Source organism: Variovorax multivorans (assembly GCF_051216835.1).
GTDB lineage: Bacteria > Pseudomonadota > Gammaproteobacteria > Burkholderiales > Burkholderiaceae_C > Variovorax.
Genome location: NZ_JBPJZL010000005.1, coordinates 291,808 through 318,419 on the forward strand (window position 1 = coordinate 291,808; position 26,612 = coordinate 318,419).

27 protein-coding genes are annotated in these 26,612 nt (G+C 66.7%); 16 read left to right on the forward strand and 11 right to left on the reverse strand.

Annotated elements, in window-relative coordinates:
- The first annotated feature begins 15 nt into the window (after positions 1 to 15).
- The 3 genes from ACSFCA_RS14760 to ACSFCA_RS14770 are packed head-to-tail and all read left to right on the forward strand — an operon-like array spanning position 16 to position 5,997.
- Complete coding sequence (locus tag ACSFCA_RS14760; protein WP_435459990.1) at positions 16 to 3,240, forward strand: efflux RND transporter permease subunit; 3,225 nt, start codon at positions 16 to 18, stop codon at positions 3,238 to 3,240.
- Between the two features lie 4 nt (positions 3,241 to 3,244).
- Positions 3,245 to 4,510 carry an efflux RND transporter periplasmic adaptor subunit gene (locus tag ACSFCA_RS14765; protein ID WP_435459991.1) on the forward strand — a complete coding sequence of 422 codons (1,266 nt, stop codon included), beginning with the start codon at positions 3,245 to 3,247 and terminating at the stop codon, positions 4,508 to 4,510.
- Positions 4,507 to 5,997, forward strand: coding sequence for an efflux transporter outer membrane subunit (locus ACSFCA_RS14770; protein WP_435459992.1), 1,491 nt, complete (start codon positions 4,507 to 4,509; stop codon positions 5,995 to 5,997). The genes ACSFCA_RS14765 and ACSFCA_RS14770 overlap by 4 nt, the downstream gene beginning before the upstream one ends.
- A gap of 19 nt (positions 5,998 to 6,016) precedes the next feature.
- Here ACSFCA_RS14770 and ACSFCA_RS14775 read toward each other — a convergent pair whose 3' ends face one another.
- The 6 genes from ACSFCA_RS14775 to ACSFCA_RS14800 form a co-directional block, all read right to left on the reverse strand.
- Positions 6,017 to 6,940, reverse strand: a complete 924-nt coding sequence (locus tag ACSFCA_RS14775) for a LysR family transcriptional regulator (RefSeq protein WP_435459993.1) — start codon at positions 6,938 to 6,940, stop codon at positions 6,017 to 6,019.
- 28 nt (positions 6,941 to 6,968) lie between these two features.
- Entirely contained in the window at positions 6,969 to 7,328 is a 360-nt protein-coding gene (locus ACSFCA_RS14780; RefSeq protein ID WP_258353841.1) for a hypothetical protein, read from the reverse strand.
- A 153-nt stretch (positions 7,329 to 7,481) separates the two neighbouring features.
- Positions 7,482 to 7,823 carry a roadblock/LC7 domain-containing protein gene (locus ACSFCA_RS14785; protein ID WP_435459994.1) on the reverse strand — a complete coding sequence of 114 codons (342 nt, stop codon included), beginning with the start codon at positions 7,821 to 7,823 and terminating at the stop codon, positions 7,482 to 7,484.
- A gap of 50 nt (positions 7,824 to 7,873) precedes the next feature.
- Positions 7,874 to 8,416: a GTP-binding protein gene (locus ACSFCA_RS14790; RefSeq protein WP_258353839.1), complete on the reverse strand. Its 543-nt coding sequence runs from the start codon at positions 8,414 to 8,416 to the stop codon at positions 7,874 to 7,876.
- Complete coding sequence (locus ACSFCA_RS14795; RefSeq protein ID WP_435459995.1) at positions 8,413 to 9,255, reverse strand: hypothetical protein; 843 nt, start codon at positions 9,253 to 9,255, stop codon at positions 8,413 to 8,415. The genes ACSFCA_RS14790 and ACSFCA_RS14795 overlap by 4 nt, the downstream gene beginning before the upstream one ends.
- 261 nt (positions 9,256 to 9,516) lie before the next feature.
- The gene (locus tag ACSFCA_RS14800) at positions 9,517 to 10,449 is read right to left on the reverse strand and encodes a LysR family transcriptional regulator (protein ID WP_258355263.1); all 933 of its coding nucleotides are present in this window, start codon (positions 10,447 to 10,449) and stop codon (positions 9,517 to 9,519) included.
- 316 nt (positions 10,450 to 10,765) lie between these two features.
- On the opposite strand from ACSFCA_RS14800, the gene ACSFCA_RS14805 reads away from it, so the two are divergent.
- Positions 10,766 to 11,320, forward strand: a complete 555-nt coding sequence (locus ACSFCA_RS14805) for a MarR family winged helix-turn-helix transcriptional regulator (RefSeq protein ID WP_258353837.1) — start codon at positions 10,766 to 10,768, stop codon at positions 11,318 to 11,320.
- Here ACSFCA_RS14805 and ACSFCA_RS14810 read toward each other — a convergent pair.
- Positions 11,317 to 12,411, reverse strand: coding sequence for a PA0069 family radical SAM protein (locus tag ACSFCA_RS14810; protein ID WP_097198673.1), 1,095 nt, complete (start codon positions 12,409 to 12,411; stop codon positions 11,317 to 11,319). The genes ACSFCA_RS14805 and ACSFCA_RS14810 overlap by 4 nt on opposite strands.
- Before the next feature lie 120 nt (positions 12,412 to 12,531).
- Between ACSFCA_RS14810 and ACSFCA_RS14815 the strand changes: the two genes are divergently transcribed.
- The 6 genes from ACSFCA_RS14815 to ACSFCA_RS14840 are packed head-to-tail and all read left to right on the forward strand — an operon-like array spanning position 12,532 to position 16,655.
- Complete coding sequence (locus tag ACSFCA_RS14815; RefSeq protein ID WP_258353836.1) at positions 12,532 to 13,122, forward strand: GbsR/MarR family transcriptional regulator; 591 nt, start codon at positions 12,532 to 12,534, stop codon at positions 13,120 to 13,122.
- A gap of 59 nt (positions 13,123 to 13,181) precedes the next feature.
- On the forward strand, positions 13,182 to 13,604 hold the full coding sequence (locus tag ACSFCA_RS14820) for a thiol-disulfide oxidoreductase DCC family protein (protein WP_435459996.1): 423 nt from the start codon (positions 13,182 to 13,184) through the stop codon (positions 13,602 to 13,604).
- A 35-nt stretch (positions 13,605 to 13,639) separates the two neighbouring features.
- Positions 13,640 to 14,596, forward strand: a complete 957-nt coding sequence (locus tag ACSFCA_RS14825) for an SAM-dependent methyltransferase (protein WP_435459997.1) — start codon at positions 13,640 to 13,642, stop codon at positions 14,594 to 14,596.
- Between the two features lie 43 nt (positions 14,597 to 14,639).
- Positions 14,640 to 15,674, forward strand: a complete 1,035-nt coding sequence (locus ACSFCA_RS14830; RefSeq protein ID WP_435459998.1) for an SRPBCC family protein — start codon at positions 14,640 to 14,642, stop codon at positions 15,672 to 15,674.
- Positions 15,675 to 15,676: 2 nt separating this feature from the next.
- Complete coding sequence (locus ACSFCA_RS14835; protein ID WP_435476935.1) at positions 15,677 to 16,300, forward strand: DUF4166 domain-containing protein; 624 nt, start codon at positions 15,677 to 15,679, stop codon at positions 16,298 to 16,300.
- Positions 16,301 to 16,307: 7 nt separating this feature from the next.
- Positions 16,308 to 16,655 carry a DOPA 4,5-dioxygenase family protein gene (locus ACSFCA_RS14840; protein ID WP_435460000.1) on the forward strand — a complete coding sequence of 116 codons (348 nt, stop codon included), beginning with the start codon at positions 16,308 to 16,310 and terminating at the stop codon, positions 16,653 to 16,655.
- Between the two features lie 8 nt (positions 16,656 to 16,663).
- Here the strand turns inward: ACSFCA_RS14840 and ACSFCA_RS14845 are convergent, their stop codons facing one another.
- The gene (locus ACSFCA_RS14845) at positions 16,664 to 17,320 is read right to left on the reverse strand and encodes a glutathione S-transferase (protein ID WP_093077815.1); all 657 of its coding nucleotides are present in this window, start codon (positions 17,318 to 17,320) and stop codon (positions 16,664 to 16,666) included.
- Between the two features lie 81 nt (positions 17,321 to 17,401).
- Here ACSFCA_RS14845 and ACSFCA_RS14850 point away from each other — a divergent pair, with 81 nt between their 5' ends.
- Positions 17,402 to 18,622: a polyhydroxyalkanoate depolymerase gene (locus ACSFCA_RS14850; protein WP_435460001.1), complete on the forward strand. Its 1,221-nt coding sequence runs from the start codon at positions 17,402 to 17,404 to the stop codon at positions 18,620 to 18,622.
- Here ACSFCA_RS14850 and ACSFCA_RS14855 read toward each other — a convergent pair.
- Positions 18,619 to 19,581, reverse strand: a complete 963-nt coding sequence (locus ACSFCA_RS14855; RefSeq protein ID WP_258353830.1) for a LysR family transcriptional regulator — start codon at positions 19,579 to 19,581, stop codon at positions 18,619 to 18,621. The two genes, ACSFCA_RS14850 and ACSFCA_RS14855, sit on opposite strands and share 4 nt — an antisense overlap.
- 88 nt (positions 19,582 to 19,669) lie before the next feature.
- Here ACSFCA_RS14855 and ACSFCA_RS14860 point away from each other — a divergent pair, with 88 nt between their 5' ends.
- The 3 genes from ACSFCA_RS14860 to ACSFCA_RS14870 are packed head-to-tail and all read left to right on the forward strand — an operon-like array spanning position 19,670 to position 22,858.
- Positions 19,670 to 20,770, forward strand: coding sequence for an adenosine deaminase family protein (locus ACSFCA_RS14860; RefSeq protein WP_435460002.1), 1,101 nt, complete (start codon positions 19,670 to 19,672; stop codon positions 20,768 to 20,770).
- Positions 20,771 to 20,778: 8 nt separating this feature from the next.
- Positions 20,779 to 21,756 carry a Bug family tripartite tricarboxylate transporter substrate binding protein gene (locus ACSFCA_RS14865; RefSeq protein ID WP_435460003.1) on the forward strand — a complete coding sequence of 326 codons (978 nt, stop codon included), beginning with the start codon at positions 20,779 to 20,781 and terminating at the stop codon, positions 21,754 to 21,756.
- 19 nt (positions 21,757 to 21,775) lie between these two features.
- Positions 21,776 to 22,858, forward strand: coding sequence for a nucleoside hydrolase (locus ACSFCA_RS14870; RefSeq protein WP_435460203.1), 1,083 nt, complete (start codon positions 21,776 to 21,778; stop codon positions 22,856 to 22,858).
- Positions 22,859 to 22,873: 15 nt separating this feature from the next.
- On the opposite strand, the gene ACSFCA_RS14875 is transcribed toward ACSFCA_RS14870, so the two are convergent.
- Entirely contained in the window at positions 22,874 to 23,326 is a 453-nt protein-coding gene (locus ACSFCA_RS14875) for a CBS domain-containing protein (RefSeq protein WP_093051560.1), read from the reverse strand.
- Between the two features lie 164 nt (positions 23,327 to 23,490).
- Here ACSFCA_RS14875 and ACSFCA_RS14880 point away from each other — a divergent pair, with 164 nt between their 5' ends.
- On the forward strand, positions 23,491 to 24,801 hold the full coding sequence (locus ACSFCA_RS14880; protein WP_093051563.1) for an O-acetylhomoserine aminocarboxypropyltransferase: 1,311 nt from the start codon (positions 23,491 to 23,493) through the stop codon (positions 24,799 to 24,801).
- Between the two features lies 1 nt (position 24,802).
- Entirely contained in the window at positions 24,803 to 25,609 is an 807-nt protein-coding gene (locus tag ACSFCA_RS14885) for an alpha/beta fold hydrolase (protein ID WP_435460004.1), read from the forward strand.
- Positions 25,610 to 25,621: 12 nt separating this feature from the next.
- On the opposite strand, the gene ACSFCA_RS14890 is transcribed toward ACSFCA_RS14885, so the two are convergent.
- Positions 25,622 to 26,611: a Bug family tripartite tricarboxylate transporter substrate binding protein gene (locus tag ACSFCA_RS14890; protein ID WP_093176943.1), complete on the reverse strand. Its 990-nt coding sequence runs from the start codon at positions 26,609 to 26,611 to the stop codon at positions 25,622 to 25,624.
- Position 26,612: the final 1 nt, after the last annotated feature.

Sequence of the window (26,612 nt, forward strand, 5' to 3'; positions counted from 1 at the left end):
CAGAGAGCCCCCTCCATGGTCCAGCTTGCGTTGCGTCGTCCGTACACCTTCATCGTCATGGCGATGCTGATCGTGCTGGCCACGCCCTTTGTCCTCGCACGCATGGCGACCGACATCTTCCCGGAAATCAACATCCCGGTGGTCAGCGTCATCTGGAACTACACCGGCCTGCCGGCGCAGGAGATGGGGCAGCGCATCTCCGGCCAGGTCGAGCGCGGGCTGACCACCACGGTGAGCGACATCGAACACATCGAGTCGCAGTCGCTGGCGGGCGTGTCGATCATCAAGGTGTTCTTCCAGCCCACGGCCAACATCGAGATGGCCATCTCGCAGGTGGTGGCTTCGATGCAGGCGCAGGTGCGGCAACTGCCGCCGGGCATCACGCCGCCGCTGGTCATCAAGTATTCGGCCTCCAGCGTGCCGGTGATCCAGCTGGCGCTGTCGAGCCCCACGCGCTCTGAAAACTCGCTGTTCGACTCCACCGTCAACCAGCTGCGCCCGCAGCTCATCACGGTGCCCGGCGCGGCCATTCCCTTTCCCTACGGCGGCAAGAACCGGCTGATTTCGGTCGACCTCGACACCCAGGCACTGCAGGCGCGCGGCCTGTCGCCTGCCGACGTGGTGAACGCGGTGAACACGCAAAACCTGATTCTTCCCTCGGGCACGGCCAAGTTCGGCGCCACCGAATACAACGTGAAGATGAACGGCTCGCCCGACGCCATCGCGGGCCTGAATGACCTGCCGATCCGCACGGTGAACGGCGCCACCACCTACCTGCGCGACGTGGCCTACGTGCGCGACGGCTTCTCGCCGCAGACCAACGTGGTGCGCCAGGACGGCGTGCGCGGCGTGCTGCTGTCGGTGCTGAAGAACGGCGGCGCCTCCACGCTGGATATCGTCTCCAACATCCGCGCCATGCTGCCCATCGCCGCGCAGACGATGCCGGAAGACATCAAGATCACGCCGCTGTTCGACCAGTCGGTGTTCGTGAAAGCCGCCGTCAAGGGCGTGGTGTTCGAAGCCATCCTGGCCGCCGCGCTCACGGCCGCGATGGTGCTGCTGTTTCTCGGCAACTGGCGCAGCACGCTGATCATCGGGCTGACGATTCCGCTGTCGATCCTGGCGTCCATCCTGGTGCTGTACTCGCTCGGCGAAACGCTCAACCTCATGACGCTGGGCGGGCTGGCGCTCTCGGTGGGCATTCTGGTCGACCAGGCGATCGTGACCATCGAGAACATCGAGCGGCACCTGCACATGGGCACGCCGCTGAAAGAGGCCATCGAGGTTGGCGCGGGCGAAATCGGCTCGGCCGCCTTCGTCTCCACGCTGTGCATCTGCATCGTGTTCGTGCCGATGTTCTTTCTCTCGGGCGTGGCGCGCTTCCTGTTCGTGCCGCTGGCCGAAGCGGTGGTGTTCGCCATGCTGGCCTCCTACCTGCTCTCGCGCACGCTGGTGCCGACGCTGGTGATGCTGCTGATGGGCGGCTCGCACGGCGGCGGCCATGCACCGGCGGAGGGTGCAAAGCAGAGTGCCCTGCAGCGCCTGTATCGCGCCTTCGACCGCCGCTTCGAGCGCGTGCGCCGCGCCTACACGCTGGTGCTGTCGGCGGTGCTCTCCAAGCGCGCCGGGTTCATCGGCCTGTTCCTCGGCTTCTGCCTGCTGTCTTGCCTGCTCTACCCCGCGCTGGGCCGCGACTTCTTCCCGACCGTCGATGCCGGCCAGATCCGCCTGCACCTGCGCGCGCCCACCGGCACGCGCATCGAAGAGACCGCGCGCCTCACAGACCAGGTGGAAGCCGCCATCCGCGAGCTGGTGCCGCAGGACCAGCTCGAAACCATCCTCGACAACCTGGGCGTGCCCAACAGCGGCATCAACCTGTCTTACAGCAACGCCGGCACCATCGGCACCTTCGACGGCGAGCTGTTGCTGTCGCTGAAAGAGGGCCACAAGCCGACCGAGCAGTTCGTGTCGCTCCTGCGGGCCGAGCTGCCCAAGCGCTTTCCGGGCATCGAATTTTTCTTCCAGCCGGCGGACATCGTCACGCAGATCCTGAACTTCGGCCTGCCCGCGGCCATCGATGTGCAGTTCAGCGGCAACGACATGGCCGGCAATGCCCTGCGCGCGGCCGAACTGACCAAGGCGATCCGCCAGATTCCGGGCGCGGTCGACGCCCACGTGCACCAGCGGCTCGACGGCCCGGCGCTGAGCCTGCAGATGGACCGCACGCGGCTGCAGCAGTACGGGCTGACAGCCTCCAACGTGGGGCAGAACGTGCTCATCGCGCTGTCGGGCAGCTCGCAGACGGCGCCGGCCTTCTGGCTGAACCCGGTGAACGGCGTGGTCTACAGCATCGCGGTGCAGACGCCGCAATACACCGTCGACTCGCTCGACTCGCTGCTGAACATTCCGGTGGGTGCGGGTACAGGTGCGGCAACGGGAGCGACCGGCGCGCAGCAACTGCTGGGCAACCTCGTGAGCACGCAGGCCGATCGCCAGCCGGCCGTGATGTCGCGCTACAACATCGCGCCGGTGATCGACGTGTACGTGAGCGTACAGGGCACCGACCTGGCCAGCGTGGCGTCGAAGGTGCAGAAGCTGGTCGACGAGATGCGGCCCAAGCTCTCGCGCGGCAGCCGGGTCGAGATCCGCGGGCAGGTGCAGACCATGCAGTCGTCGTTCATCGGCCTGGGCGTGGGGCTGGCAATGGCGATCGTGCTGGTGTACCTGCTGATCGTCGTCACCTTCCAGTCGTGGCTGGACGCGGCCATCATCATCACCGCCTTGCCGGCCGCGCTGGCGGGCATTGCGTGGATGCTGTTCATCACCGGCACCACGCTGAGCGTGCCCGCGCTCACGGGCGCGATCATGACCATGGGCGTGGCCACGGCCAACTCCATTCTTCTGGTGTCGTTCGCGCGCGAGCGGCTGCAGGCGGGCATTCCGCCGCTGTCGGCCGCGCTGGAAGCCGGCGCCACCCGCATCCGCCCCGTGCTGATGACGGCGCTGGCGATGATCATCGGCATGATCCCGATGGCGCTGGGCCTCGGCGAAGGCGCCGAGCAGAACGCGCCGCTGGGCCGCGCCGTGATCGGTGGCCTGATCTTTGCCACGGTGTCGACATTGTTTTTCGTACCCGCCGTGTTCGCGGGGGTGCACAGTCGGCTTGCGCACCGCCGGGCGGCGCGCGAAGCCGCGCACCAGCATCAACTGCCAGCGGGCGCAGCGCCCCAGGAGAACTGATTTCATGACGGAGCAACGCCACTCGGCATTGGCCATCCACCCCATCGCCGTTGAAGAGGGCGAGGGTGAACTGCTGCGCCGCCGGCAGATCGTGCGGCGCACGCGCTGGCTGGTGCTGATCGTGCTGGTGCTGCTGGCGCTCGGTGCGGCGCGCACCGTGTTCGTGCGCATCGCCAACGCCCGCGCGCTCGAAGCGGGCACCAGCGAGCGCGCGAAGCAATATGTGCAGACCGCACTGCCCCGCGTGCCCACCACCGGCCAGACGCTGGCGCTGCCGGGGACGCTGCAGGGCTTCGTGCAATCGCCCATTTCGGCGCGCGCCAGCGGCTACCTCAAGCGCTGGACGAAAGACATCGGCAGCCGTGTCGAAAAGGGCGAGCTGCTCGCCGAGATCGAGACGCCCGAAATCGACCAGCAGCTCTCGCAGGCCGTGGCCGCACGCGCGCAGGCTGCATCGGGGCTGGAGCTGGCGCGCAGCACCGCCGACCGCTGGGAAGCGCTGCGCAAGAAAGACGTGGTCTCGCAGCAAGACCTGGACGAGCGCCGCAGCGCCGTGTCGCAGGCCACTTCGAACGTGGCTGCGGCCGATGCCAACGTGCAGCGGCTGAAACAGACCGAAGGCTTCAAGCGCGTGGTGGCGCCGTTCGCGGGCGTGATCACGCGGCGCAACGTCGACGTGGGCGACCTGATCGATGCGGGTGCGGGCGGCGGTGCCGGGCGCGCCCTTTTCCTGCTCGCGCAGACCGATCCGCTGCGCGTGTACATCAACGTGCCGCAGGCCTATGCGCAGCTCGTGAAGGCGGGCCAGCCGGTGGTCGTCACGCAGGCCGAACTGCGCGGCCAGAGCTTCAAGGGCCAGGTGGCGCGCACCGCCGGCTCCATCGACACGACTACGCGGATGATGCAGGTCGAGGTGTCGCTGCCCAACAAGGACGGCGCGCTGCTGCCTGGCGCCTACGTGCAGGTGTCGCTGCCGCTGGCCGCGAGCCGCACGCTCACCGTGCCGTCGAATGCGCTGCTGTTCCGCGCCGAGGGCACGCGCATCGCCGTGGTCGATGCGAAGGGCCGCGTCGGCCTGCGCGCCGTGACGCTGGGCCGTAACTACGGCGAGAACGTCGAAGTGATCGACGGCCTCGAAGGCACCGACCGCATGGTGCTGAACCCCTCGGACTCGCTGGCTGAAGGCGACATCGTGGCCGTCGCGCCCGAAGCTCCGCCAGCCGCCGCAAAGGCCGCCCCGCCCGTCATGCCAAAGAAGGAACCGGCGTGAGGTTGCGACAGCCCGTCGTCGCCACGGCTGCCGCGGTGCTCGCACTAGTCGCGGGCTGCGCCGTCGGCCCCGACTACAAGACACCCGACACGCCCCTGCCCGTCAGCTGGAAGCTCGAAGAGCCCTGGCGCGTGAGCACGCCCAGCGACAGCGCCGACAAAGGTCCGTGGTGGAAGCGCTTCGACGACGCCACGCTCGACACATTGCAGGCGCAGGCCCTGGCCGGCAGCCCGACGCTGGTCATCGCCAACGCGCGGCTGGCGCAGGCGCGGGCCGCGCTGGCGTCCAACGCGGCCAGCCAATATCCGCAGCTGGGCCTCGGCACGCGCGCCTCGCGCCTGAAGATTTCCGCCAACCGGCCGCTGACGAACTACTCGACCGCCAACGCGTCCACGGTGCAGAACGACTTCACCGTCTCGCTGAACGCCAGCTACGAGCTCGACCTCGCGGGCCGCGTGCAGCGCACCGTCGAGGGCGCATCGGCCTCCGCCGAGCAGTCGGCGGCCGACCTGGCCAACACGCGGCTGCTGCTGAGCGCCGACGTGGCCAATAACTATTTCAACCTGCGCTCGACCGACATCGAGCTCGACGTGCTCTCGCGCTCCATCGGCCTGCAGCGCCGCGCGCTGGAACTGGTCACGGCGCGGCATGACCTGGGCGCGGTGTCGGGCCTCGACGTGGCGCAGCAGCAGGCGTTGCTCGAAACCACGCTGACGCAGGTCGACGTGCTGAAGAAGCAGCGCTCGCAGTACGAGCACGCGCTGGCCACCCTCACCGGCACGCCCGCGCCGAACTTTGCACTGCCGGTAGATCTGCGCGAGATCAAGCCACCCGCGGTGCCGCTGGGCGTGCCGTCGGAAATCCTCCAGCGCCGGCCCGACGTGGCCTCGGCCGAGCGCGCGATGGCCGCGGCCAATGCGCAGATTGGCGTGGCCACCGCGGCCTTCTATCCGAGCTTCATCATCTCGCCGACGGTGGGCGTCGACAGCCGCCTGATCGAGTCGCTGTTCAACGGGCCCAGCCTGCTGTGGTCGGTGGGCGTATCCGCCACGCAGATGCTGTTCGACGGCGGGCGCGTGCGCGCCAACGTCGACTTCGCCAAGGCCGGCTACGACGCCACCCTGGGCAACTACCGCCGCACCGTGCTGACGGCGATGCAGGAAGTCGAAGACGGCATCACCGGCTTGTCGGCGCTCGACAGTGCGACCACGCAGGCGCAGTCGGCCGTGACGGCGGCGCGGCGCGTGCTCGACATGGCGACCAGCCGCTATGAAGGTGGCGCCTCGACATATCTCGACGTGATCACCGCGCAGCAGTCTCTGCTGACGGTCGAGCGGCAGGCCGCGCAGTTGCAGGGGCAACGGCTGCTGACCTCGGTGTTTCTGGTGAAGGCGCTGGGTGGCGACTGGTGCGGTGCCGACGCGACCGGTGCCGCGCCCTCGTCCTGCCCTGCCACCGTCGCAGACCGTTCCGCCAAGGCTGGCTGAACGCGACAGGCGGCGACGCTCAGGCAGCCAACCTGGACGCAGGCGCCCAATCCTGCTGGCTGAGCTTTTCCATCGCCATGTCGACGAACGTGGACACCGCCTGCGGAACGTACTGGCGACTGGCGTAGATGACGCTCAGGCCGCGCCCCGCCCGCATGTACTGCGGCAGCACCGGCACCAGCCGGCCGGCCGCCACGTCGGACGCCGTCAGGATCGACGGCAGCGCGGAGATGCCCAGCCCTGCACACGCAGCCTTGAGCAGCACGCCCTGCACGTTGCTGATGAAGCGTCCCCTCACCCGCACGTCTTCTTCCACGCCGCCGGGGCCTTGCAGGCGCCAGGTCGAGAGATTGCCGGTGTCCGGCGGCTGCGTCACGCAGTCGTGCTCGAGGAGCTCCTGCAGGCTGGTGGGTGCGCCCCGCGCTGCCAGGTAGGCGGGGCTGGCAAGAAGCCCCCCGTAGCTTGCGAAGATCTTGCGGGCCACGTAGCTCGAGTCCTGCAAGGGTCCGCCGCGAAAAGCGACGTCGATGCGATCGCCGATGAGGTCGGCCACGACATCATCAAGAACGAAGTCCAGCCGCACCCGCGGATGCGCGGCCAGGAAATCGGCCACCCATTCCATTTCGAAAAAATCGAAAAAACTGGCCGGCGCGGCCACGCGTATCAAGCCGCTCGGTTCCTGGCCGCCCTCGACCTGCAGCCGCCCCGCGCCTATCAACGCCTCGACCGCCGGGCCGCATCGTTCCTGGAAGGACCGGCCGGCGTTGGTCAACGCCAGTTTGCGGGTCGAGCGCTGCAACAGCCGGGTGCCCAGGTGCGCCTCGAGTTGCCGGATGCGACGGCTCACCGTCGCCGACGGCACGCGCAGTTGCCGCCCGGCTTCCGCAAAGCTGCCGAGGCGTGCAACTTGCACAAACATTGCGACTTCGTTCAGGTCGAGCACGGAGATTCTTTCTGCCTTTCTGCTGATTTCAGAAGTCCATCAGCTTGTCGACGTCCTGCGTCTTGCGGCGGGCCAGGGCGAGGTTGGCGCGCTGCTTGTCGAGCACGACGTAGAGAAAGACACCTTCCTTCGATGCCGAGGGGCGGATGATGTGGTACTGCTTGCCCAGGGTGATCAGGATGTCCTCGATCACGTCGTTCAGGCCCAGCGCCTGCATGGTCTTGAGCTTGGCGCGCACGACTTCCGTGTTGCCGGCGGCGGCGACTTCCACGTCCACGCCCGACCCCGCCGAGCCAAGGATCATGCCGCTGCCCGAGTCGACGACGGCCGCGCACATGGCGCCGTCGATATTCAGGATGTCTTCGAGCGTTTGTTTGATGGATGCCAAGTCGTTCTCCAGTCGGATCGTTGAAAAAGGTTGCTGCGTACAAAAAGAAGCCGCTGCGCTACGCAAAAACGCATGGGCCTTGAAGGGGCGGAAGGAATCTCGAAGGGAGCGTTGCGCCGGACAGGCTTCGCGTGGAAATCAAATCTGCCGTCGTCATACCTCGGCGAGGGTCTTGGCGAGTTGGGTCGCCCGGTAGGCCACCAGCGCCGGGACTGCACTGTCCCGGGCGATCACGTTGATGACGAGTTCACCATCGCACCGGTGCACGCTGCAGAAAATCGCGAAGCCCGATTCCGTCAGGATCATCACGCTCTTGTGCCGGCCGAGGCCGGCTTCTTCGGAAACGACGCCGCCGATCGCCACGATGGAGCTGGCCATTGCAGCCACGCGGGCAGGATCCGCATCGCCGGTGCTCGCGGAAGCCACATCGAAACCGTCCGCGGTAGCCACCACGGCGGACGTCACCCCGCTCAGCTCATCGACCAGTTTCTGCACCTCGCGTTGCGCGTGCGCGGTTGCCGTCCTGGACAAGCCATGTCGAACACTCACTCTTTCTCTCCCTGCATGTCGGCTTCAAGTTGCATCAGCAGCGTGTCGATCAGCAGGATCACGTCACTCCTGCTTCGCACGTCCACATCGAGAATCGGAAACACCCGGCCCATGGACTCGAGTCTTTGCGCGTAGTCGTCGAGGGTAGGCACGGGGTGACGGTGCATCCGCCCCACCCCGACGACGCACGGCAGCGTCCGCAGGGATTCGGCAAAGCCCTGCATGTACGTGGACAGGTCGCCCAGCGGATCGGGCCGCGAGTTGTCCATCAGCACAATCAGGCCCAGCGCGTTCCTGGCGAGGATCTTCCAGAGAAAGTCGAAGCGGGCCTGCCCGGGCGTGCCGAACAGGCGGACGCGGTCGCCGTTGTCCAGCGTGAGCTGGCCGAAGTCGAGGCCCACGGTGGTGAGCTGTTTGCCGATCGACGTGTCGGAGTTGGGCACCTCGGTCATGACCGGCAAGGTGTCGCTCACGCATCCGATCGCCGTCGTCTTGCCCGCGCCCACCGTGCCGGTAAGAAGAATCTTGTATTCCTTCATGAAACTCGCAATCCCAGGCGGCGGCGAATGCCGTTGAGGAGACCTCGCGCGAAGTCTGCGCGGATCGGCCTGTCGAGCCGCGGCGTGAACAGCGGCGGCAGGGCCTGCTCGACGCGCAGTTCGAGCACGCCTGCCGTGCGCAGCGCCTGCAGGAAGGCAACGCATTGGGCAAACGGAAGCTGGCTGAGGTCGGCCAGTTCGGCCGCGTTCAGCGCGCGCCTCGACAGCAGGCTTGCCATGCGGATGTTGTCCAGGTCATTGCGCAGCAGCATGGCCGGCGGCCAGCGACGCAGCATGAAGCGGACCGCGTCCGAAACCTCGACCTCCAGGGCGGTTTGCTCGTCCAGGGTCAGGCCTCCGGGCTGCGCCTCGCGCAATGCCTGCTCGGTGCTCTTGAGCCAGCGCTGCAGCTTGTCGGCACGTATCGGGCGTTCCAGCGCGTTGGGCTGTCCGCCCGAATTCATGCGCGTGAGCCTGAGCACGGCGGCGGCCATGCCGACCACCTTGGGATATTCGTGCTCCACGGCGACGGCATCGACGAGCAGCGCGTCGTACGGCGGCGCATTGACCAGCTGCCACGGAAAGGCGGCGTCACTCGCATACAGCCGGACAATCGTCTGGATCACGACGACCTCGGCCATCGGCAACTTGTAGACGCCGAGCCTCAGCATGACCACGTGACGCGATGCCCGAGTCGTTCGAATCCCGGTTGTTTCGCTGCGCTCAAAGACCGTGTGTGCATCCGCTGTCCATCCTTGCAACAAAGAAAATCCGTTCACCTCCAGATCGGAGGAACGACGAAGACGAATGAATTGGCCTGCACCGAAAGACTCGTCCAATTCGAGGCGATCCTGAGATACGCTCCCAACAGAGCGGAAATGGATCAGCAATACGCCTCTCTATCGAGAGATCGCGTGTGACAATTGTTTACGAACTTTGGTACTCTCCGCTAGCACCCTGAATGAAATTCAGCCGCTCAGTTTTCGAGGCAATCCTGGTGGCAGCCAATGCAAAACGCACCAAATAGGGGCATCCACGCCCAATATGGCTCACCCGGCGCCCGCAATTGGGTGAATCGCGAAATGCGATTCACCAATGAATTACGAGACGTCAATTAATGCGGGGGACGACGGTGTCCACTCCTGCAGGCTGAGCTTTTCCACGGCCATGTCGACGAACGCCGAGACTGCCAGCGGCCGCTGCTGGCGGCTGGGGTAGACGACGCTCAAGCCGCGGCCCGCCCGCATGTATTGCGGCAGCACTGGCACCAGCCGGCCAGCCGCCACCTCCGCCGCCGTCAGGATCGACGGCAGCGCGACGATGCCGAGCCCGGCGCAAGCGGCCTCGCGCAACGCCACTTGCATGTTGCTGGTGAAGCACCCTCTCACTCGCACCTCTTCCTCTATGCCGTCGGCCCCCTGGAGGCGCCAGATGGCGAGATTTCCGGTCTCTGGTGGCTGTGTCACGCACGCGTGCCTGCTCAATTCCTCCAGATCGGCGGGCGCACCATGCGCCGCCAGATAGGCAGGACTGGCAAGAAGCCCCCCGTAGCTTGCAAAGATCCTGCGGGCAACATAGCTGGAGTCCGGCAGGGACCCGATGCGAAACGCGACGTCGATGCGGTCGGCAATGAGGTCGGCCGTGATATCGCTGAGAACAAAGTCGATTTGCACCAGGGGGTGTGCAGCGAGAAAGGCCGACACCCATTCCATTTCGAAGTATTCGAAGAAGCTGGCCGAGGCGGCCACCCGGATCACGCCGCTCGGCTCCTGGCTATCCGCGACGTGCGATTGACCGGCTTCGATCAGCTCCTCGACCGCCGGGCCGCATCGCTCGTGAAAGGTCTGGCCTGCGTTCGTCAGCGTCAGCTTGCGGGTGGAGCGCTGCATCAGCCGGGTGCCAAGGCGCGCCTCGAGTTGCTGGATGCGCCGGCTCACCGTTGCCGATGGCATGCGCAGCTGCCGCGCGGCCTCGGCAAAACTGCCGAGGCGCGCAACTTGCACGAACATTGCGACTTCGTTCAGATCGAGCACGGATATTCTTTCTGTGAATGGCGGAAATACGATTTGCTTGCGGCGTTCGGTTTTTTTCAACTTCGCAACTGCTATCGATCGATACCCGAATTGCAATCACACAGCGCCATTCGGCACCGGCACAATTACATCGACACTGAGCAGAAGCTGACCCATTGACCTTGACGAGCGTTCAAAAATAAAGACCTGCATATCGATATTTGTTTTGACACTATTTATCCTTTGTTGCTTTGTTATAAACAGGCAGTCAATAGTTAATCTAATCAATCACTTGCCGCCAAAGCGGCTTGGCCACAGTTCTTCATTTCCGATTCGCATGCAAGCCTTTCCCAATGCAGATGCCCTGCGCGATCCGCGCTCCCTGGACGACCTGCTCCTGTACCGGCTGTCGCGTGCCGTGCGTGCCTGCAGCGGCATGGCAACCCGCCTGGTCGAAGGCGGCTTCGGCATCACGCATCGCGAGTGGGGAATGATCGGCATGCTTGCGCAGATCGGCGAGATCACCTCCTCCGCATTTGCCGAGCGCCTGCAACTGGACCGTGTGCGCACCTCACGCGGCCTGCGTAGCCTCAGCGAAAAGAAACTGGTGGAGCGGCGCCAGGATGCGCAGGACGGCCGCGAAGTGCATGTGCGTTTGAGCCCTACCGGCCGCGAGCTCTGCGATGCGCTGTTTCCGCGGGTCGCCCGCCTCAACATGGATCTTCTCGACGGCATCGACGCGGAGCATCTCGACATCCTTCTGGAGTGCCTGCACCGGCTCGAACTGCGCGGCAGGGAACTGAGCGCGCTGGGCGTGGTCCCGGAAAAAGCCGACCGCCGCTCGGGCGGCACGCGGCATCGGTGGCCCGAGTGCGCGCCTGAGTACGGCTAGAACAAATTGCCCTGCCCTGCCGCACCCGGTGGCCGGAACGCAGTGACATCCAGCGGAATGCGCTCGCGGTTGTAGCCGAGGCGGTTCGTGGCCTTCTCGAAGCGCTGGTGGATCAGGTCGGCCCACAGGCCCGAGCCCTTCATGCGCGTGGCGAAGTCGGCGTCGTAGTCCTTGCCGCCGCGCATCTCGTGGATGCGCGCCATGATGCGGTCGGCGCGCTGCGGATAGTGCAGCATCAGCCATTCCTTGAAGAGTGGCGCCACCTCCCACGGCAGCCGCACCACCGTGTAGAAGGCGCTGCGCGCGCCGGCCTCCCACGCGGCTTCAAGCACCTGCTCCATGTCTTCAGTGACGAAGGGAATCTGCGGCGCCACGCTCACGCCGACCGGCACGCCGGCGTCGGTCAGCGTGCGGATGGTGCGCAGCCGGCGATGCGGCGCGGCGGCGCGCGGCTCAAGCTTGCGGGCGAGTTCGCCGTCGAGCGTGGTCACGGTCACGTACACGGCCACCAGGTGCTCGGCCGCCATGGGGGCGATCAGGTCGAGGTCGCGCTCGATGGCGCTCGACTTGGTGACCAGTGCGAATGGATGCCGCGTTTCCTGCAGTAGTTCGATGATGGAGCGCGTGAGCCGCAGATCGCGCTCGATGGGCTGGTAGCAGTCAGTGGCGGTGCCGATGGCGATGTAGCTGGGCTTGTAACTCTTGCGCCCGAGCTCGGTGCGCAGCACTTCGACGATGTTGCGCTTGGCGATCAACTTGGTCTCGAAGTCGAGTCCGGGCGAGAGGTTCAGGTAGCTGTGCGTGGGCCGGGCGAAGCAGTAGATGCAGCCATGTTCGCAACCGCGGTACGGATTGAGCGAGCGGTCGAAGTAGATGTCGGGCGAGTCGTTCCCGTTGAGCACCGATTTCACGTCCTCGAAGCGCACTTCGGTGGCAATGGGCTGCAGTTCATCGGCCTCGGCCACGCCTTCTTCGAGCGTGCCCCAGCCGTCGTCGAAGGCGTTGCGCTCGTCCTTCGAGAAGCGGTGCGCGATGTGCGTGGCCGCGCCGCGGCCCTTGATGGCATGAATGGGGATCCGGGCAGCTGGCATGGCAACTCCTTCGATGCTGGATTTACTGTTTATTCATACAGTATTCCACTGATTCACCGTTGTCGCCAGTTTTTCAATTTCTCTATTGACAGAAATTTCGTAAATCCTAAACTCGACGCCATGGAACTCACCGACATTCAACGCAAGTTCGTCCTGCACTGGGGCGAAATGGGCTCCATGTGGGGCGTCAACCGCACCGTCTCGCAGATCCACGCCCTGCTCTTCGCGCACGGCAAGCCCATGAACGCCGAGGAGCTGTGCGACACGCTCGGCGTCGCCCGCTCCAACATCAGCAACAGCCTGAAGGAGCTGCAGGCCTGGAATCTCGTGCGCGTGACCCACACGCTGGGCGACCGGCGCGACTATTTCGAGACCAGCGTCGACGTGTGGGAGCTGTTCCGCACCGTCGTGCGCGAGCGCAAGGAACGCGAATTCGACCCCACCGTGCGCGTGCTGCGCGAGCTGGTCTCCAGCCCCGACTTCCAGAAGGAACCGGCCGATGCGCAGGACCGCATCCGCTCCACCATGGAACTCATGGACAAGCTCGCCACCTGGGCCGACGAAATGCTGCGGCTGTCGCCCGGCACGCTCGACAAGGTGATGACGCTGGGCGCGAGCGTGCAAAGATTCGTGCGCGGTGATGCAGCTTCGACCGACAAGGGCAAGGACGCAGACCCGGACGCGCACCATGCCAGCCTGCCGATGATCTGAGGCCCTTTTTTTGTCCGTCAGTTTCTGTTTTGACAGAAATATCGAGAACCAAAAGCACCATGAGCCACACCGCCCTTCCTGCCTACCCGCTCACGATCTACTTCGACGCAAGCTGCGCGATCTGCTCGGCTGAAATGGGCAGCCTCAAGGCGCGCGATGTGGCGGGCCGGCTGCAACTGGTCGACTGCTCGCCAGCGGCGTTCAGCAACGGCCCGGCACCGCGTGATGCATTGATGGCCGCCATTCACGTGTCGGACGCTGAAGGCCGGGTCTTCGTCGGCGTGCCCGCAATCCGCATCTGCCGCACGGCGGTGGGCCTGTCGAGCGGCAGCTTCCTGCTCGACCTGCCGATCGTCGCGCCGCTGGCCGACCGCGCCTATGCGCTGCTGGCGCGCAACCGCTACCGCATTCCGCGCTGGCTGGCCGCAAGGCTGGCGGGGCGCGTCGCGCCTTCCTGCGACGACGGCAACTGCCGCCTCTGAGAACCAACGAACAAGCAACCACCGAGGGAATCGCCATGCCCACTGTCTTCCAGCCCGACTTCCGCGTGCCGCACGAAACGCCCCTGCGCACTCCGGCAAGCCACGCCAGCGCGCCCATCACGTCCGAGGACACGCAGGACTACTTCACCGAAGTCGCAGTCGACTACAGCGCCTGGAGCCCCAGCTACAACATGCACTTCGGCTTCTGGCGCGCGGGACTGAATCCGCTGCGGCGCGAAGGCATGCTGGTGGAGATGAACCGCGTGGTCGGCAGCGCGCTGCAGCTCGGCGACGCACAGCCCGGCACCGCGCCACGCCGCTGCGTGATCGACATGGGCTGCGGCGCCGGCGCCACCGCGCGCACGCTGGTCGGCGACGATCCATCGCTCTACGCCATCACCGTGACCAACGTCGCCGTGCAGAACCGCATTGCCGCGAAGCTCGACGCCGCTGCCGGCGTGGCCGACCGCATGGCGCACCTCGAAGCCGACTACACACGCACCGGCCTGCCCGCCGCGCAAGCCGATGGCGCGTGGGCTGTCGAAAGCGCCTGCTATGCCGACGGCACCGCCAAGGCCGACTTCATCCGCGAAGCCGCACGGCTGCTGAAGCCCGGTGCGCGGCTGGCTGTCGTTGACGGCTTTCTGCTGCGGCCCCAACCCGGCCGCCTGGCCAGCTGGCTGCACCGCCTGTGGGCCGACAGCTGGGCCGTGCCCACGCTGGCCGTGCGCGAAGACTTCGTCGCCGCGCTGCGCGAGCACGGCTTCGACGATATCGAGGTGAAGTCGCTGCGCTGGCGCGTGGCGCCCAGTGCGCTGCACATCCCGGTGCTGGCCACCCGCTTCACGCTGGCCGAGCTCTGGAAGGCGCGCGGCAAGCTCAGCCCGTGGCGGCGCAAGCACATCGTGGCCAGTTACTGCGCGCTCGCGCTGGGCATGTTCTGGCGCGACTTCGACTACTGCATGGTCACGGCGAAGCGCCGCGCCGACTGACAGAACGAACAACACAAGCACAACGAGGAGAAGAGGTTTCCACATGAGCAACGACAACGAAGAAAGCAGGCTATCCGAGCTCGCCCCCGCCGAGCAGGCCGAACCCAGGCGTCGCATGCCCTTCGCGTGGTTCTGGCCGATCCTGGCGGGCGCGCTCGTCGCGCTGGTGCTGCGCATCGTCTTCGTCGGCGGGCCTGGCCAGCGCTTCTCGCCGATGCTCGGGTCATTCGTGTACTTCGTGCCCGCAGTGTGCGGCGCGGTCACGGTGTACCTGGCCGAGCGCATCGAGCGCCGCAGCTGGGGCTACTACCTCTGGGCGCCGTGGGTGGCGACCGCGCTCTTCGTCGCCGGCACGCTGGCGGTGTTCATCGAAGGCATCATCTGTGCGATCGTCATCATTCCGCTGTTCGCGGTGATGGGCAGCGTCGGCGGTCTGGCGATGGGCATCGTGTGCCGCATCACCAACTGGCCCAAGCCCGCGCTCTACAGCTTCGCCCTGATGCCGCTGCTGCTCGGCGGCATCGAGCCCCAATTGCCCAACCCGGACCAGTTCTCGAACACCTCGCGCACGCTCTTCATTGCCGCGCCGGCCGAGCGTGTGTGGCACGAACTCAACGCCGCGCGCGACATCCGCCCCAGCGAAGTCGGCGACGCATGGGCCTACCGCATCGGCGTGCCGATGCCGGTGTCGGGCGTGACCGTCGACACACCCGAGGGCCGCGTGCGCCAGGTGCAATGGCAGAAGAACGTGCACTTCGAAGAAATCGTCACCGAGTGGCAGCCCAACCGCCTGCTGAAGTGGCGCTTTCGCTTCTCACCAGACTCCTTCCCGGCCGGAGCGCTCGACGACCACGTGATGATCGGCGGCCAGTATTTCGACCTGCGCGACGCCACCTACACGCTGACCCCGCGCGACGGCGGCACCGAGCTGCGTGTCGAGGTGTCGTGGCGCCTGAGCACGCGCTTCAACTGGTATGCGGACCGGGTCATGCAGCTGCTGCTCAATGACGCCTCGGAGAACATCCTGCGCTTCTACAAGGCACGCAGCGAAGCCACTGAAACGGCGGCAGCAGGATGACGATGCAACCCGTCTTCCAGCAGGCGCTCGGCCCCGCGTGGGACCGGCTCGGCGACGTCATCCGCCGCCACTACACGATGACGCCGTTCTCCGACGACTACGTGTGCGTGCGCGGCACCATGAACGAGGTCTGGCACGCCCCCTGGGCCGCGCTGCTGATGCCCTTCGGCCGGCTGTTCGGCGCGCTCGTTCCGCACCAGGGCACGAACGTGCCGATCGAGGTGCACTACCGCTGCCACCCTGACGACGCCAAGCTTTACTGGGACCGCGTCTTCCACTTCCCGGGCAAGCAGCCCTTCCATTTCCGCTCGCACATGGAACACGACGCGGGGCAAGGCAGCGAGGTGATCGAGTACGTTCGCTTCGGCATCGGCATGCGCCTGGCGGTGAGCGCTGAAGACGGCGCGGTGGTGTTCCGCGACATGGGCTACATCTGGCGCATCGCGGGGCTGCGCATTCCGCTGCCGCTGGGCCTCTTTCTCGGCACCGCCTATGTCGAGGAACGGCCCGACCCCGCCGATGCCGACCACTTCACCATGAAGATGCTGCTGCGCCACCGCTGGTTCGGCGACGTGTTCCGCTACAGCGGGCGTTTTCACCTGGGCCCGCGGTTAGGGCCACAATGAGCGCACCATGCCACGCCGCCCCGAAAACCTCTACGCCCAGTACCACGCCCACGTCTACTTCGCACCCGATACGGTGGTGCAGGCCCGCGCTCTCTGCGAACGGGCGGGCCACGAGCTGATGGTGGCGGTCGGCCGCGTGCATGAGCGGCTGGTGGGGCCGCATCCGCACTGGAGCTGCCAGCTCGCCTTCGACGCCGCCGAGTTCGACCAGGTCATCGGCTGGCTCGACGCCAACCGCAACGGGCTCGACGTGTTCGTGCACGGCGTGACGGGCGACGACTTTGCCGACCACACGGCGCACGCCATGTGGCTGGGCGAAGAAAGCGCGCTCGACCTGCGGATGTTCCGGCACTAGGCCAGCTCTCAGAACTCCGCGTCGAGTTCGTCGATCTCTTCCGGCTCCTGCTTCGCGGCCGTCACCCATTCCTTCATGGCCGGCAGTTCCATCACGCGCTTGCAGTAGGCCGCGCACACGTTGTCGAGCGCCACGTCGTAGCTCAGGAAGCGCGTGACCACCGGCGCGTACATCGCGTCGGCCATGCCTGGCTGCTTGCCGAACAGGAAGGGGCCGCCGTACGCCTTGAGGCATTCGCGCCAGATGGCGACGATGCGGTCGATGTCGGCCTGCGCGCGCGACCACACCTTGAAGTTCTTGAAATGGGCCTTGATGTTCATCGGCAGCGCGCCGCGCATCGAGCCGAAGCCCGAGTGCATCTCACCGCAGATGGCGCGGCAATGGGCGCGGGCCGCCACGTCGTCCGGCAGCAGGCCGGCCTTGGGCTTGATCTCGTTGAGGTATTCGCCGATGGCCAGCGTGTCCCACACCTTCACGCTGCCGTGCTGCAGCGAGGGCACGAGCATCGACGAAGACAGCAGCAACATCTCGGCCTTCATGGCCGGGTCATCAGGCGGAATGACCTTCTCGCTGAAGTCCAGCCCGGCCAGCCTGCACATCAGCCAGCCGCGCAGCGCCCACGCGCCGTAGTTCTTGCTGCTGATGGTGAGAACGGGTTTGGCCATCGTGAAGCTCCTTGGGCGTTGTGTCGTTGCGTGCAAGCGCCATGCCATGCGGTTGGCCCACAACTTGCCTGCGAGGTATTCATGCTGTACCGGGCCTACCAGAACCAAGCCGACCTGCTCTCTCCGGCGCGGCTCGCGGCGCAGTACATGAGCAAGGCCCTGTGGAAAGACGGCACGGAGCGCACCATATTGCGGCGCATGGCCGCCCAGTTCGAGGTGTTCTCACGCATGCGGCTGACCCATACGCGGCCCGACTACGGCATAAATAGCGTCATGGTCGACGGTGCGGAAGTGGCCGTGCACGAGGAGACCACCCTCGTTTCGCCCTTCGGCACCCTGCTGCATTTCCGCAAGGACACCGATGCGGTGCATCCGCCGGTGCTGCTGGCCGCACCACTCTCGGGCCATTTCGCCACGCTGCTGCGCGAAACCGTGCGCACGCTGCTGCGCGACCACGACGTGTACCTGACCGACTGGCACAACGCGCGCGACGTGCCGCTGTGGCACGGCGGCTTCGGCCTGGACGACTACACGCGGCAGCTCATCCAGTTCCTGGAGGCCGTGGGGCCGGGCGTGCACATGGTCGCGGTCTGCCAGCCCTGCGTGGCCGCCCTGGCCGCCACCGCGCTGATGGCCGAAGACGACAACCCCGCCACGCCGCGCAGCCTCACGCTGATGGCCGGCCCGGTCGATTGCCGCATCAACCCGACCGGTGTGAACACGCTGGCCACCAGCAAGCCCATCGAGTGGTTCAGGCGCAACCTCATCAGCCATGTGCCGTGGCCGCACGCCGGCATGATGCGGCGCGTGTACCCGGGCTTCCTGCAGCTGTCGGCCTTCATGAGCATGAACCCCGAGCGGCACAAGAAGCAGTTCGAGGACATGTACAGCCACCTGGTCGAAGGCGACATCGAGAAGGCCCGCACCATCGGCACCTTCTACGACGAATACCTGGCCGTGAACGACCTGCCGGCCGAGTTCTACCTGGAGACCGTCGAGCGTGTCTTCCAGACGTATGACCTGCCACGAGGCGTGCTCACCGTGGGCGACCGCACCGTGAACCCCGCCGCCATCCGCCGCACCGCGCTGCTGACGGTCGAAGGCGAGCGCGACGACATCTGCGCCGTGGGCCAGACAGTGGCGGCGCAAGACCTCTGCACGGGCATCCGGCCGTACCTCAAGACGCATCACCTGCAGGCCGGCGTGGGGCACTACGGGGTGTTCAGCGGCAGTAAGTGGAATGCGCAGATCTATCCGCGCGTGCGGGAGACTATCCACGCCGCGGCTGAACTGAACGGCTAGGACTGGCGCCGCGCGCGCACGCCCTTGCCGCTCACGCGCCGCACCATCGCCTCGCCGGCTTGCGGCAGCCGCTCGCGCAGGAACGCGATCAACTCCTGCGCCACCACATTGCGCATCGGCCCCGGCAGGTAGGCCAACACCACGCGGCGCTCGACGCGCGGCTTCAGCAGCGGCACCACCACCAGTTCGGGGTCGCGCAGCGACGAGGTGTACAGGCGCGGCATCAGGCCCAGCGCCTGCCCGCTGCGCACCAGCGCATAGAGCGTTTCGGAATAGCTCACGCGGTACGGCTCCGGGCCTTGTGCGAACTGCGCGCGCGCCGGGTTTCCCAGCGCGGGCATGCTGCCGCGTTCGAACAGCACCAGCCGCTCCTTGCCGATGGCCTCCCACTGGGCATCGCCGGCCGCTGCCAGCGCATGGTCGCGCCGCACCACCAGCACCAGCGGGTCGCGGAACAGGTCGATGCAGGTCAGCCCGCCCGGCGGCTCGGTGATGGCGGCCACCGCCATGTCGATCTGCCCGCTGCGCAGTTCGGCCAGCAGCGTGTTCGACGGGGCATCGCGCCAGGCCAGCTCCACCTCGCGCTGCCCGCTCTGCAGAAACTCGCTGGCGGCAGCCGCTACACGTGCGCTGGCCGAGGGAATCACGCCGATGCGCACGAAGGCGCGGCCGCGCTGCACCGTGCTTTCGATGTCGCGCAGCGCCACCTCGAAGGTGTTGACCAGAAAGTCTGTGCGCGCCAGCACTTCGGCGCCCACGGGCGTGAGCTCCAGCCGGTGAGTGGAGCGGGTCAGCAGTTCGGCGCCGAGCAATTTCTCCATCTGCTTGATGGCGTTGCTCAAGGCCGGCTGCGTGATGGCCAGCCGGCGCGCCGCGCGGCCGAACTGGCCTTCTTCCACAAGCACCGAGAAGAACTGCAGCTGGCGCAATGTGAGCGCACGCAGGGGCAAGGCGGCCATGGGCGAATCCCCGGTTATTGATTCAGTGAATCAAATTATAGAAATTCAAAATTTTCCTTATGAGAGCGCCGTTACTAGACTGGTCAGCATGACCAGCCCCACGCCTGCCCCCACTGCGCCCTTCACGCTGGAATCGATGCTCCGCGCCATGCCCAAGGCCGAGTTGCATTGCCACCTGTTCGGCACGGTGCGCCACGAAACCTTCAAGCAGCTCAACCTGCGCGCCGGCTCGCCGCTGGCAGCCGACGAAATCGAGGGCTTCTACACGCGCGGCGAAAAACCGGTCGGCGTGCTGCGGGTGCTGCGCGCGCTCGACGCCCAGCTGGTGCGCAGCGCCGGCGATCTCTATCAGCTCACGCTCGAATACCTGCAGGACGCGGCCTCGCACAACGTGCGCTACGCCGAGTTCTTCTGGAACCCGACTGGCACGGTGCACGAGTCGGGCATCGCCTACCCGCTCGCGCAAGGCGCCATCGTCCGCGCGATCCAGGACGCACAGCAAGAATTCGGCATCGTCGGCCGCCTCATCGCCGCCATCGACCGCGAAGCCAGCCCTGAGGCGGCCGTGGAGATGGTCGAGTGGGTCAAGGCGCATCGCTGCGACGAGGTGATCGGCATCGGCATCGACTACCGCGAGGTCGACCGTCCGCCCGAGCTGTTCACGCAGGCCTATGCCGATGCGAAGAAGGCAGGCCTGAAGACCACCGCGCACGCGGGCGAGTTCGGCATGCCCTGGACCAACGTGCGCACCGCGCTAAACGTGCTGCAGGTCGACCGCATCGACCACGGCTACACGGTGGTCGACCAGCCCGACTTCGCGCGCGAATGTGCTGATCGCGGCGTGATCTTCACCGTGGTGCCCACCAACTCGTACTACCTGCGCACGCTGCCGCCCGAGCGATGGGCCATCGACCACCCGATCCGCCGCATGCCCGGCCTGGGCCTGCGCATCCACCCCAACTCCGACGACCCGACGCTGCACAAGGTCACGCCCACGCAGGCCTGGCTGATGATGGTGCGCGACTTCGGCTTCGGCCTGGACGATCTGCGCGGCTTCATGCACAACGGCCTCGACGGCGCGTGGATCGACGACACGCAGCGCCGCGAATGGCGCACGCAATGGAGCGATGAATTCGACTCGCTGCGCGCCCGCCTCGATACCGAACCCGCCCCCACCACCCTCGAATGACCCACGCCATGAACACACCCCGCCGCCTGCTTCTCGCCGCCGCGCTTTGCGCTGCCCTGCCCACCGCGGCACTCGCACAGGCGTGGCCCGCTGCCAAGCCCATCACGCTGATCGTTCCCTACACGGCCGGCGGCAGCGTGGACGTGAATGCGCGCCTCGTCGCACAGCGCCTTGGCGAGCGGCTCAAGCAGTCGGTCGTCATCGAGAACGTGAGCGGCGCGGGCGGCGCCATCGGCGTAGCCAAGGCGGTGAATGCCACGCCCGACGGCTACACGCTGGTGGTGGGGCCCGACAGCGCCATTGCCATCGGCAAGCTGGTCAATCCCACGGCCTTCCGCTTCGATCCGCTGAAAGACCTGGCGCCGGTCGGCCTGCTCAACACCGCGCCGATGGTGCTGGTGGCGCGCCCCGGTCTCGAGGCCCAGACTTTCTCCGACTTCGTGAAGCTCGCGAAGGCCAAGCCCGGCAAGTACAACTACGCGACCTCGGGTGTGGGCACGGTGCTGCAGCTGGCCATGGAGCTGCTGAAGGAGCGCAGCGGCATCTTCGTCACGCACGTGCCCTACCGCGGCGGCGCGCAGATTGCCACCGACGTGATCGGTGACCAGGTCGACCTGGCGATGCTGGTGAGCACCAGCGCCATTCCGCACGTGAACGGCAAGCGGCTGAAGGCGCTCGGCATCACCAGCAGCAAGCGGCTGGCCGCGCTGCCCAACGTGCCCACCTTCGACGAGATGCCCGGCCTCAAGGGCTTCGACATGGTGAGCTGGACCGGCATCTTCGCGCCCTCGAAGACGCCGCCGGCCGTGGTCGCGCAGATCAACCACGAGCTCAATGCGGTGCTGCAGGAAGAAGGCGTGCGCAGCAAGCTGATGGAGCAAGGCGCACTGCCGGGCAGCGGCACGCCCGAGAGCTTCGCGAAGTTCGTGCAGGCGGAGTACGCGCGCAACCAGAAGATCGTGCAGACGGCCAACATCAAGGAGTGAGCGCGTGACGATCACGTCGATGCCCATGCTGTCCCGCCGCGCCCTGCTGGGCGTGTCCGCCGCCGGCCTTGCAAGCATGGCCTTCGCGCAGAGCCCGAGCCCCGCCGAACTGGCACAGGCACTCGCCGGCACGCCCGCCACGCAGCTGCCGCCCGTGGCTGGCAAGCGCCAGGTCATCATCGACACCGACCCCGGGCAGGACGACGCCATCGCGCTGCTGATGGCCATGGCCGCGACCGACCGGCTCGACATCAAGGCGCTGACGGTGAGCGTGGGCAACCTGCCGCTGACAGTGACCGAGAAGAACGCGCGCATCGTGCGCGACTGGGCGGGTCGGCCCGAGATTCCGGTTTACGCCGGCTACCCGCGCCCGCTGGTGCGCGAACCCATCTTCGCCGACGACGTGCACGGCAAGACCGGCATGGAAGGCCCGACGCTGCACGAGCCGCGCGGCCCGCTGATGCCTACGCACGCGGTGCAGTACCTCATCGAGACGCTGCGCGCCGCGCCCCCGAAGAGCATCACGCTCGTGGGCCTGGGGCCGCTGACCAACTTCGCGGCGGCACTCAACTCGGCACCCGACATCAAGCCCGCCATTGCCGAGATCGTGGTGATGGACGGTTCCTGGGGCGTGGGCGGCAACATCACGCCCGCCGCCACCTTCAACGTGTATGCCGACCCCGAGGCGGCTTCGATCGTGTTTCGCAGCGGCGTGCCGGTTACGGCCATGTCGCACGACGCGGCACGACGCGTTCTGCTCACGCCCGAGCGCATCGTGCCCTTTCGCACCATGGGCAACAACGCCGGCAAGGTGGTGGCGGATATCTTCGATTCGATGATGGCGTACGGCCTGCGCCGCCGGGGCGTGGCGGTCGGGCCGATCTACGACCCGTGCGTGATCGCGTACCTGCTCAAGCCCGAACTCTTCAAGGGGGCGAAGGTGAGCGTCGACGTGGAAACGAAGGGCGAGTTCACGACCGGCGCGACGGTGGTCGACTTTCGCGGCTACAACCGCCGCGCGCCAAACACGCTGTGGATCAGCGAGGCCGACACCGAAGGCTTCTACACGCTGCTGCGCGCGCAGATCGTGCGGCTTCCCTGAACAACGGGGCCGGGCTCAGCCGGCCTTTTCGTCTTCCGCCGGCCAGTCGCGAATGTAGGCCTTGAGCATCTTGTTCTCGAAGTTCTGGCTGTCCACCACGGCCTTGGCCACGTCGTAGAAGCTGATCACGCCCATCAGCATGCGCTTGTCCATCACGGGCATGTAGCGCGCGTGGCGCTCCAGCATGATGCGGCGGATCTCGTCGAGGTCGGTTTCCAGCGTGCAGGTGACGGGGGCGTCGTCCATGGCCTTGCGAACCAGCGTGGTGCCGACCTGGCCGCCGTTGCCGACGATGGCCACGATGACTTCCCGGAAGGTGAGCATGCCGACTAGGTCGCCGTGCTCCATGACCACCAGCGAACCGATGTCCTTTTCCGCCATGGTGTTGGCGGCTTCTGCCAGCAGGTCGTCTGGCGTGATGGTGAAGAGCGTATTGCCCTTGACGCGAAGGATGTCGCTGACTTTCATCGTGTGCTCCTCTCGGACTCAATCTCGGCTATCTCGGCGGGCGTGCCGTTTTTGAATATAGCCCACAATCGATGCCGACCTGAGCGCCCATGTCGCGGACGCATGAATTGCACACGTAACGGGGCATTGCCAGGAGACAACTGCTCAGACCCAGAAAGGCCCTCATGCCCGGATATTCCGACCCCGGTTTCGACACCCTCGCGCTGCACGCCGGCGCCGCGCCCGACCCCGCCACCGGCGCGCGGGCGGTGCCGATCCACCTGACCACCTCCTTCGTCTTCGAGTCGAGCGACCACGCGGCGGCCCTGTTCAACCTGGAGCGCGCGGGCCACGTGTATTCGCGCATCAGCAACCCGACCAACGCCGTGCTGGAGCAGCGCGTTTCGGCGCTCGAAGGCGGCATTGGCGCCATCGCCACCGCCAGCGGGCAGGCGGCGCTGCACCTGTCGGTGGCCACGCTGATGGGCGCGGGCTCGCACATCGTGGCCAGCACGGCCTTGTATGGCGGCTCGCAGAACCTGTTGCACTACACGATGCGCCGCTTCGGCATCGACACCACCTTCGTGAAGCCCGGCGACCTCGACGGCTGGCGCGCCGCGGTACGCCCCGAGACCAAGCTGTTCTTCGGCGAGACCGTGGGCAACCCCGGGCTCGACGTGCTCGACATTCCGGCGGTGAGCGACATCGCCCACGAAGCCGGCGTGCCGCTGCTGGTCGATTCGACCCTCACCTCGCCCTACCTGATCAAGCCCTTCGACTGGGGCGCCGACCTGGTCTATCACTCGGCCACCAAGTTCCTGTCGGGCCACGGCACGGTGATCGGCGGGGTGGTGGTCGACGGCGGCAGCTTCGACTGGGAAAAGTCCGGCAAATTCGCCGAGCTGACGCAGGCCTACGACGGCTTCCACAACATGGTGTTCAGCGAGGAAAGCACCGTCGGCGCCTTCCTGCTGCGCGCCCGCCGCGAGGGCCTGCGCGACTTCGGCGCCTCGATGAGCCCGCACACGGCCTGGCTGATCCTGCAGGGCATCGAGACGCTGCCGCTGCGCATGGAACGGCACATCGACAACACGCAGAAGGTGGTCGAGTTCCTGTCCACCCACCCGTTCGTGTCGCGCGTGGGACATCCGCTGATCGAATCGCACCCGAGCCACGTGCTCGCGCAGAAACTGCTGCGCCACGGAGCGCGCGGCGCGGGCGCGGTGTTCAGCTTCGACATCAAGGGCAGCCGCGCGCAGGGCAAGGCTTTCATCGAAGCGCTGAAGCTGTTCAGCCACCTGGCCAACGTGGGCGACTGCCGCAGCCTGGTCATCCACCCCGCGAGCACCACGCACTTCCGCATGACCGACGAGGCGCTGGCGGGCGCGGGCATCTCGCAAGGCACGATCCGCCTTTCCATCGGGCTGGAAGACCCGGCCGACCTGATCGACGACCTCAAGCGCGCCCTGAAGGCCGCGGAAAAGGCGGGCGCCTGACATGAACTACACCGTCAACGGCCACACCACCTACTGCTACACCGGCGGCAAGCCCTTCGATGCGGCCAAGCCAACCGTAGTGTTCATTCACGGCGTGCTCAACGACCACAGCGTGTGGATCCTGCAAAGCCGCTGGTTCGCCAACCACGGCTGGAACGTGCTCGCAGTCGACCTGCCGGGCCACTGCAAGAGCGAAGGCCCGCCACCCGCCAGCGTGGAAGACGCGGCGCAATTCGTCATTGCGCTGCTCGACGCGGCCGGCGTGCAGAAGGCCGCGCTGGTCGGCCACAGCTTCGGCTCGCTGATCGCACTCGAAACGGCTTCGCGCGCACCCGATCGCATCACGCACCTCGCGATGGTCGGCACGGCCTACCCGATGGTGGTGTCGCCCGCGCTGCTCGAAAGCTCGGTGAGCGATCCGCAGCGCGCCATCGCGATGGTCAACACCTTCTCGCACTCGCTGCTGGCGCCGCCGCCCTCCTCGCTCGGCCCGGGCACCTGGCTCTACGGCAGCTCGCGCGCACTCATGCGCCGCGTGCTCGCGAGCAACCGCGAGGCGAACGTGTTCCACATCGGCTTCAAGGCCTGCAACGACTACGCCAACGGCGAAGCCGCGATGGAGAAAGTGCAGTGCCCGGTGCTGTTCCTGCTCGGCGACGCCGACCAGATGACGCCGCCGCGCGCCACCAAGGCGCTGGTGGGCAAGGCCCGCAACGCCAAGGTGGTGACGGTGCACGCCGGCCATTCGCTGATGAGCGAGGCGCCCGATGCGGTGCTGTTCGCGCTGCGCGACTTCGCGACAGCCTGAGCAGGCACGCTCTTATTCCGCCGCGATCCCCGCGCGGTGTGCGAGCGCCCGGTAGCGCGAGATCTCGCCTTCCATCTGCGTACGGAACGCCGCCGCGCCAATGGCCACCGGCTCCATGCCCTGCGCTCGCAGTTGCGCCTGCAGCGCAGGGTTGCCCATGGTCGCGGTGACCGCGCGGGCGAGCTTGTCGATCACTGGCGCCGGGGTTCGGGCTGGCGCGGCAAAGCCGTACCAGGCATCGAAAGTGGCGTCGGGCAGCCCCTGCTCGGCCAGCGTGCGCACTTCGGGCAGCATGCTGGAGCGCGTCGCGCCCACGATGCCGAGCGCGCGCAACTTGCCCGAACGCACGTGCGGCGCCACGGCAGCCACGGTGTCGATGCCGATCTCGATCTCGCCGCCGATCACCGCCATCGAACTCTGGCTGCTGCCCTTGTACGGAATGTCTTGAAGCTGGATGCCGGCGGCCAGCGCGAGCAGTTCGCCGGCCAGGTGCGGGCCCGAACCCGAGCCGAAGGTGGCGTAGCGGATGCTCTTCGGCTTGGCCTTGGCTGCGGCGATGAGCTCGGGCATCGAGTGCCACGGCGTGCCCTTGCCCACCACCAGCACCAGCGGCGTGCGCGCCACGATAGCGATGGGCGCCAGGTCGCGCACCGGGTCATACGGCAGCTTGGCGCGCAGGGCCGGGTTCACGCTGTAGCTGGTAGAGCCCGAGAGCAGCAGCGTGTAGCCGTCGGGCGCGGCCTTGGCGACCGCGTCGGTGCCGATGATGGTGGAGGCGCCGGGCTTGTTGTCGACCACGATGGGCTGGCCCAGATGCTCCGACAGCGTCTGCCCCATCGCCCGCGCCACGATGTCGGTGCCGCCGCCCGGAGGAAAGGGCACGACCAGCCTGACGGGCCGATCGGGCCAGGCGCTCTGCGCGAAGGCAGGTGCCTGGGCACCCAGGACGGCGGAAGCGGAAAGCAGCAGGCCGAAGGCGCGACGTGAGATGACAAGGTTCATG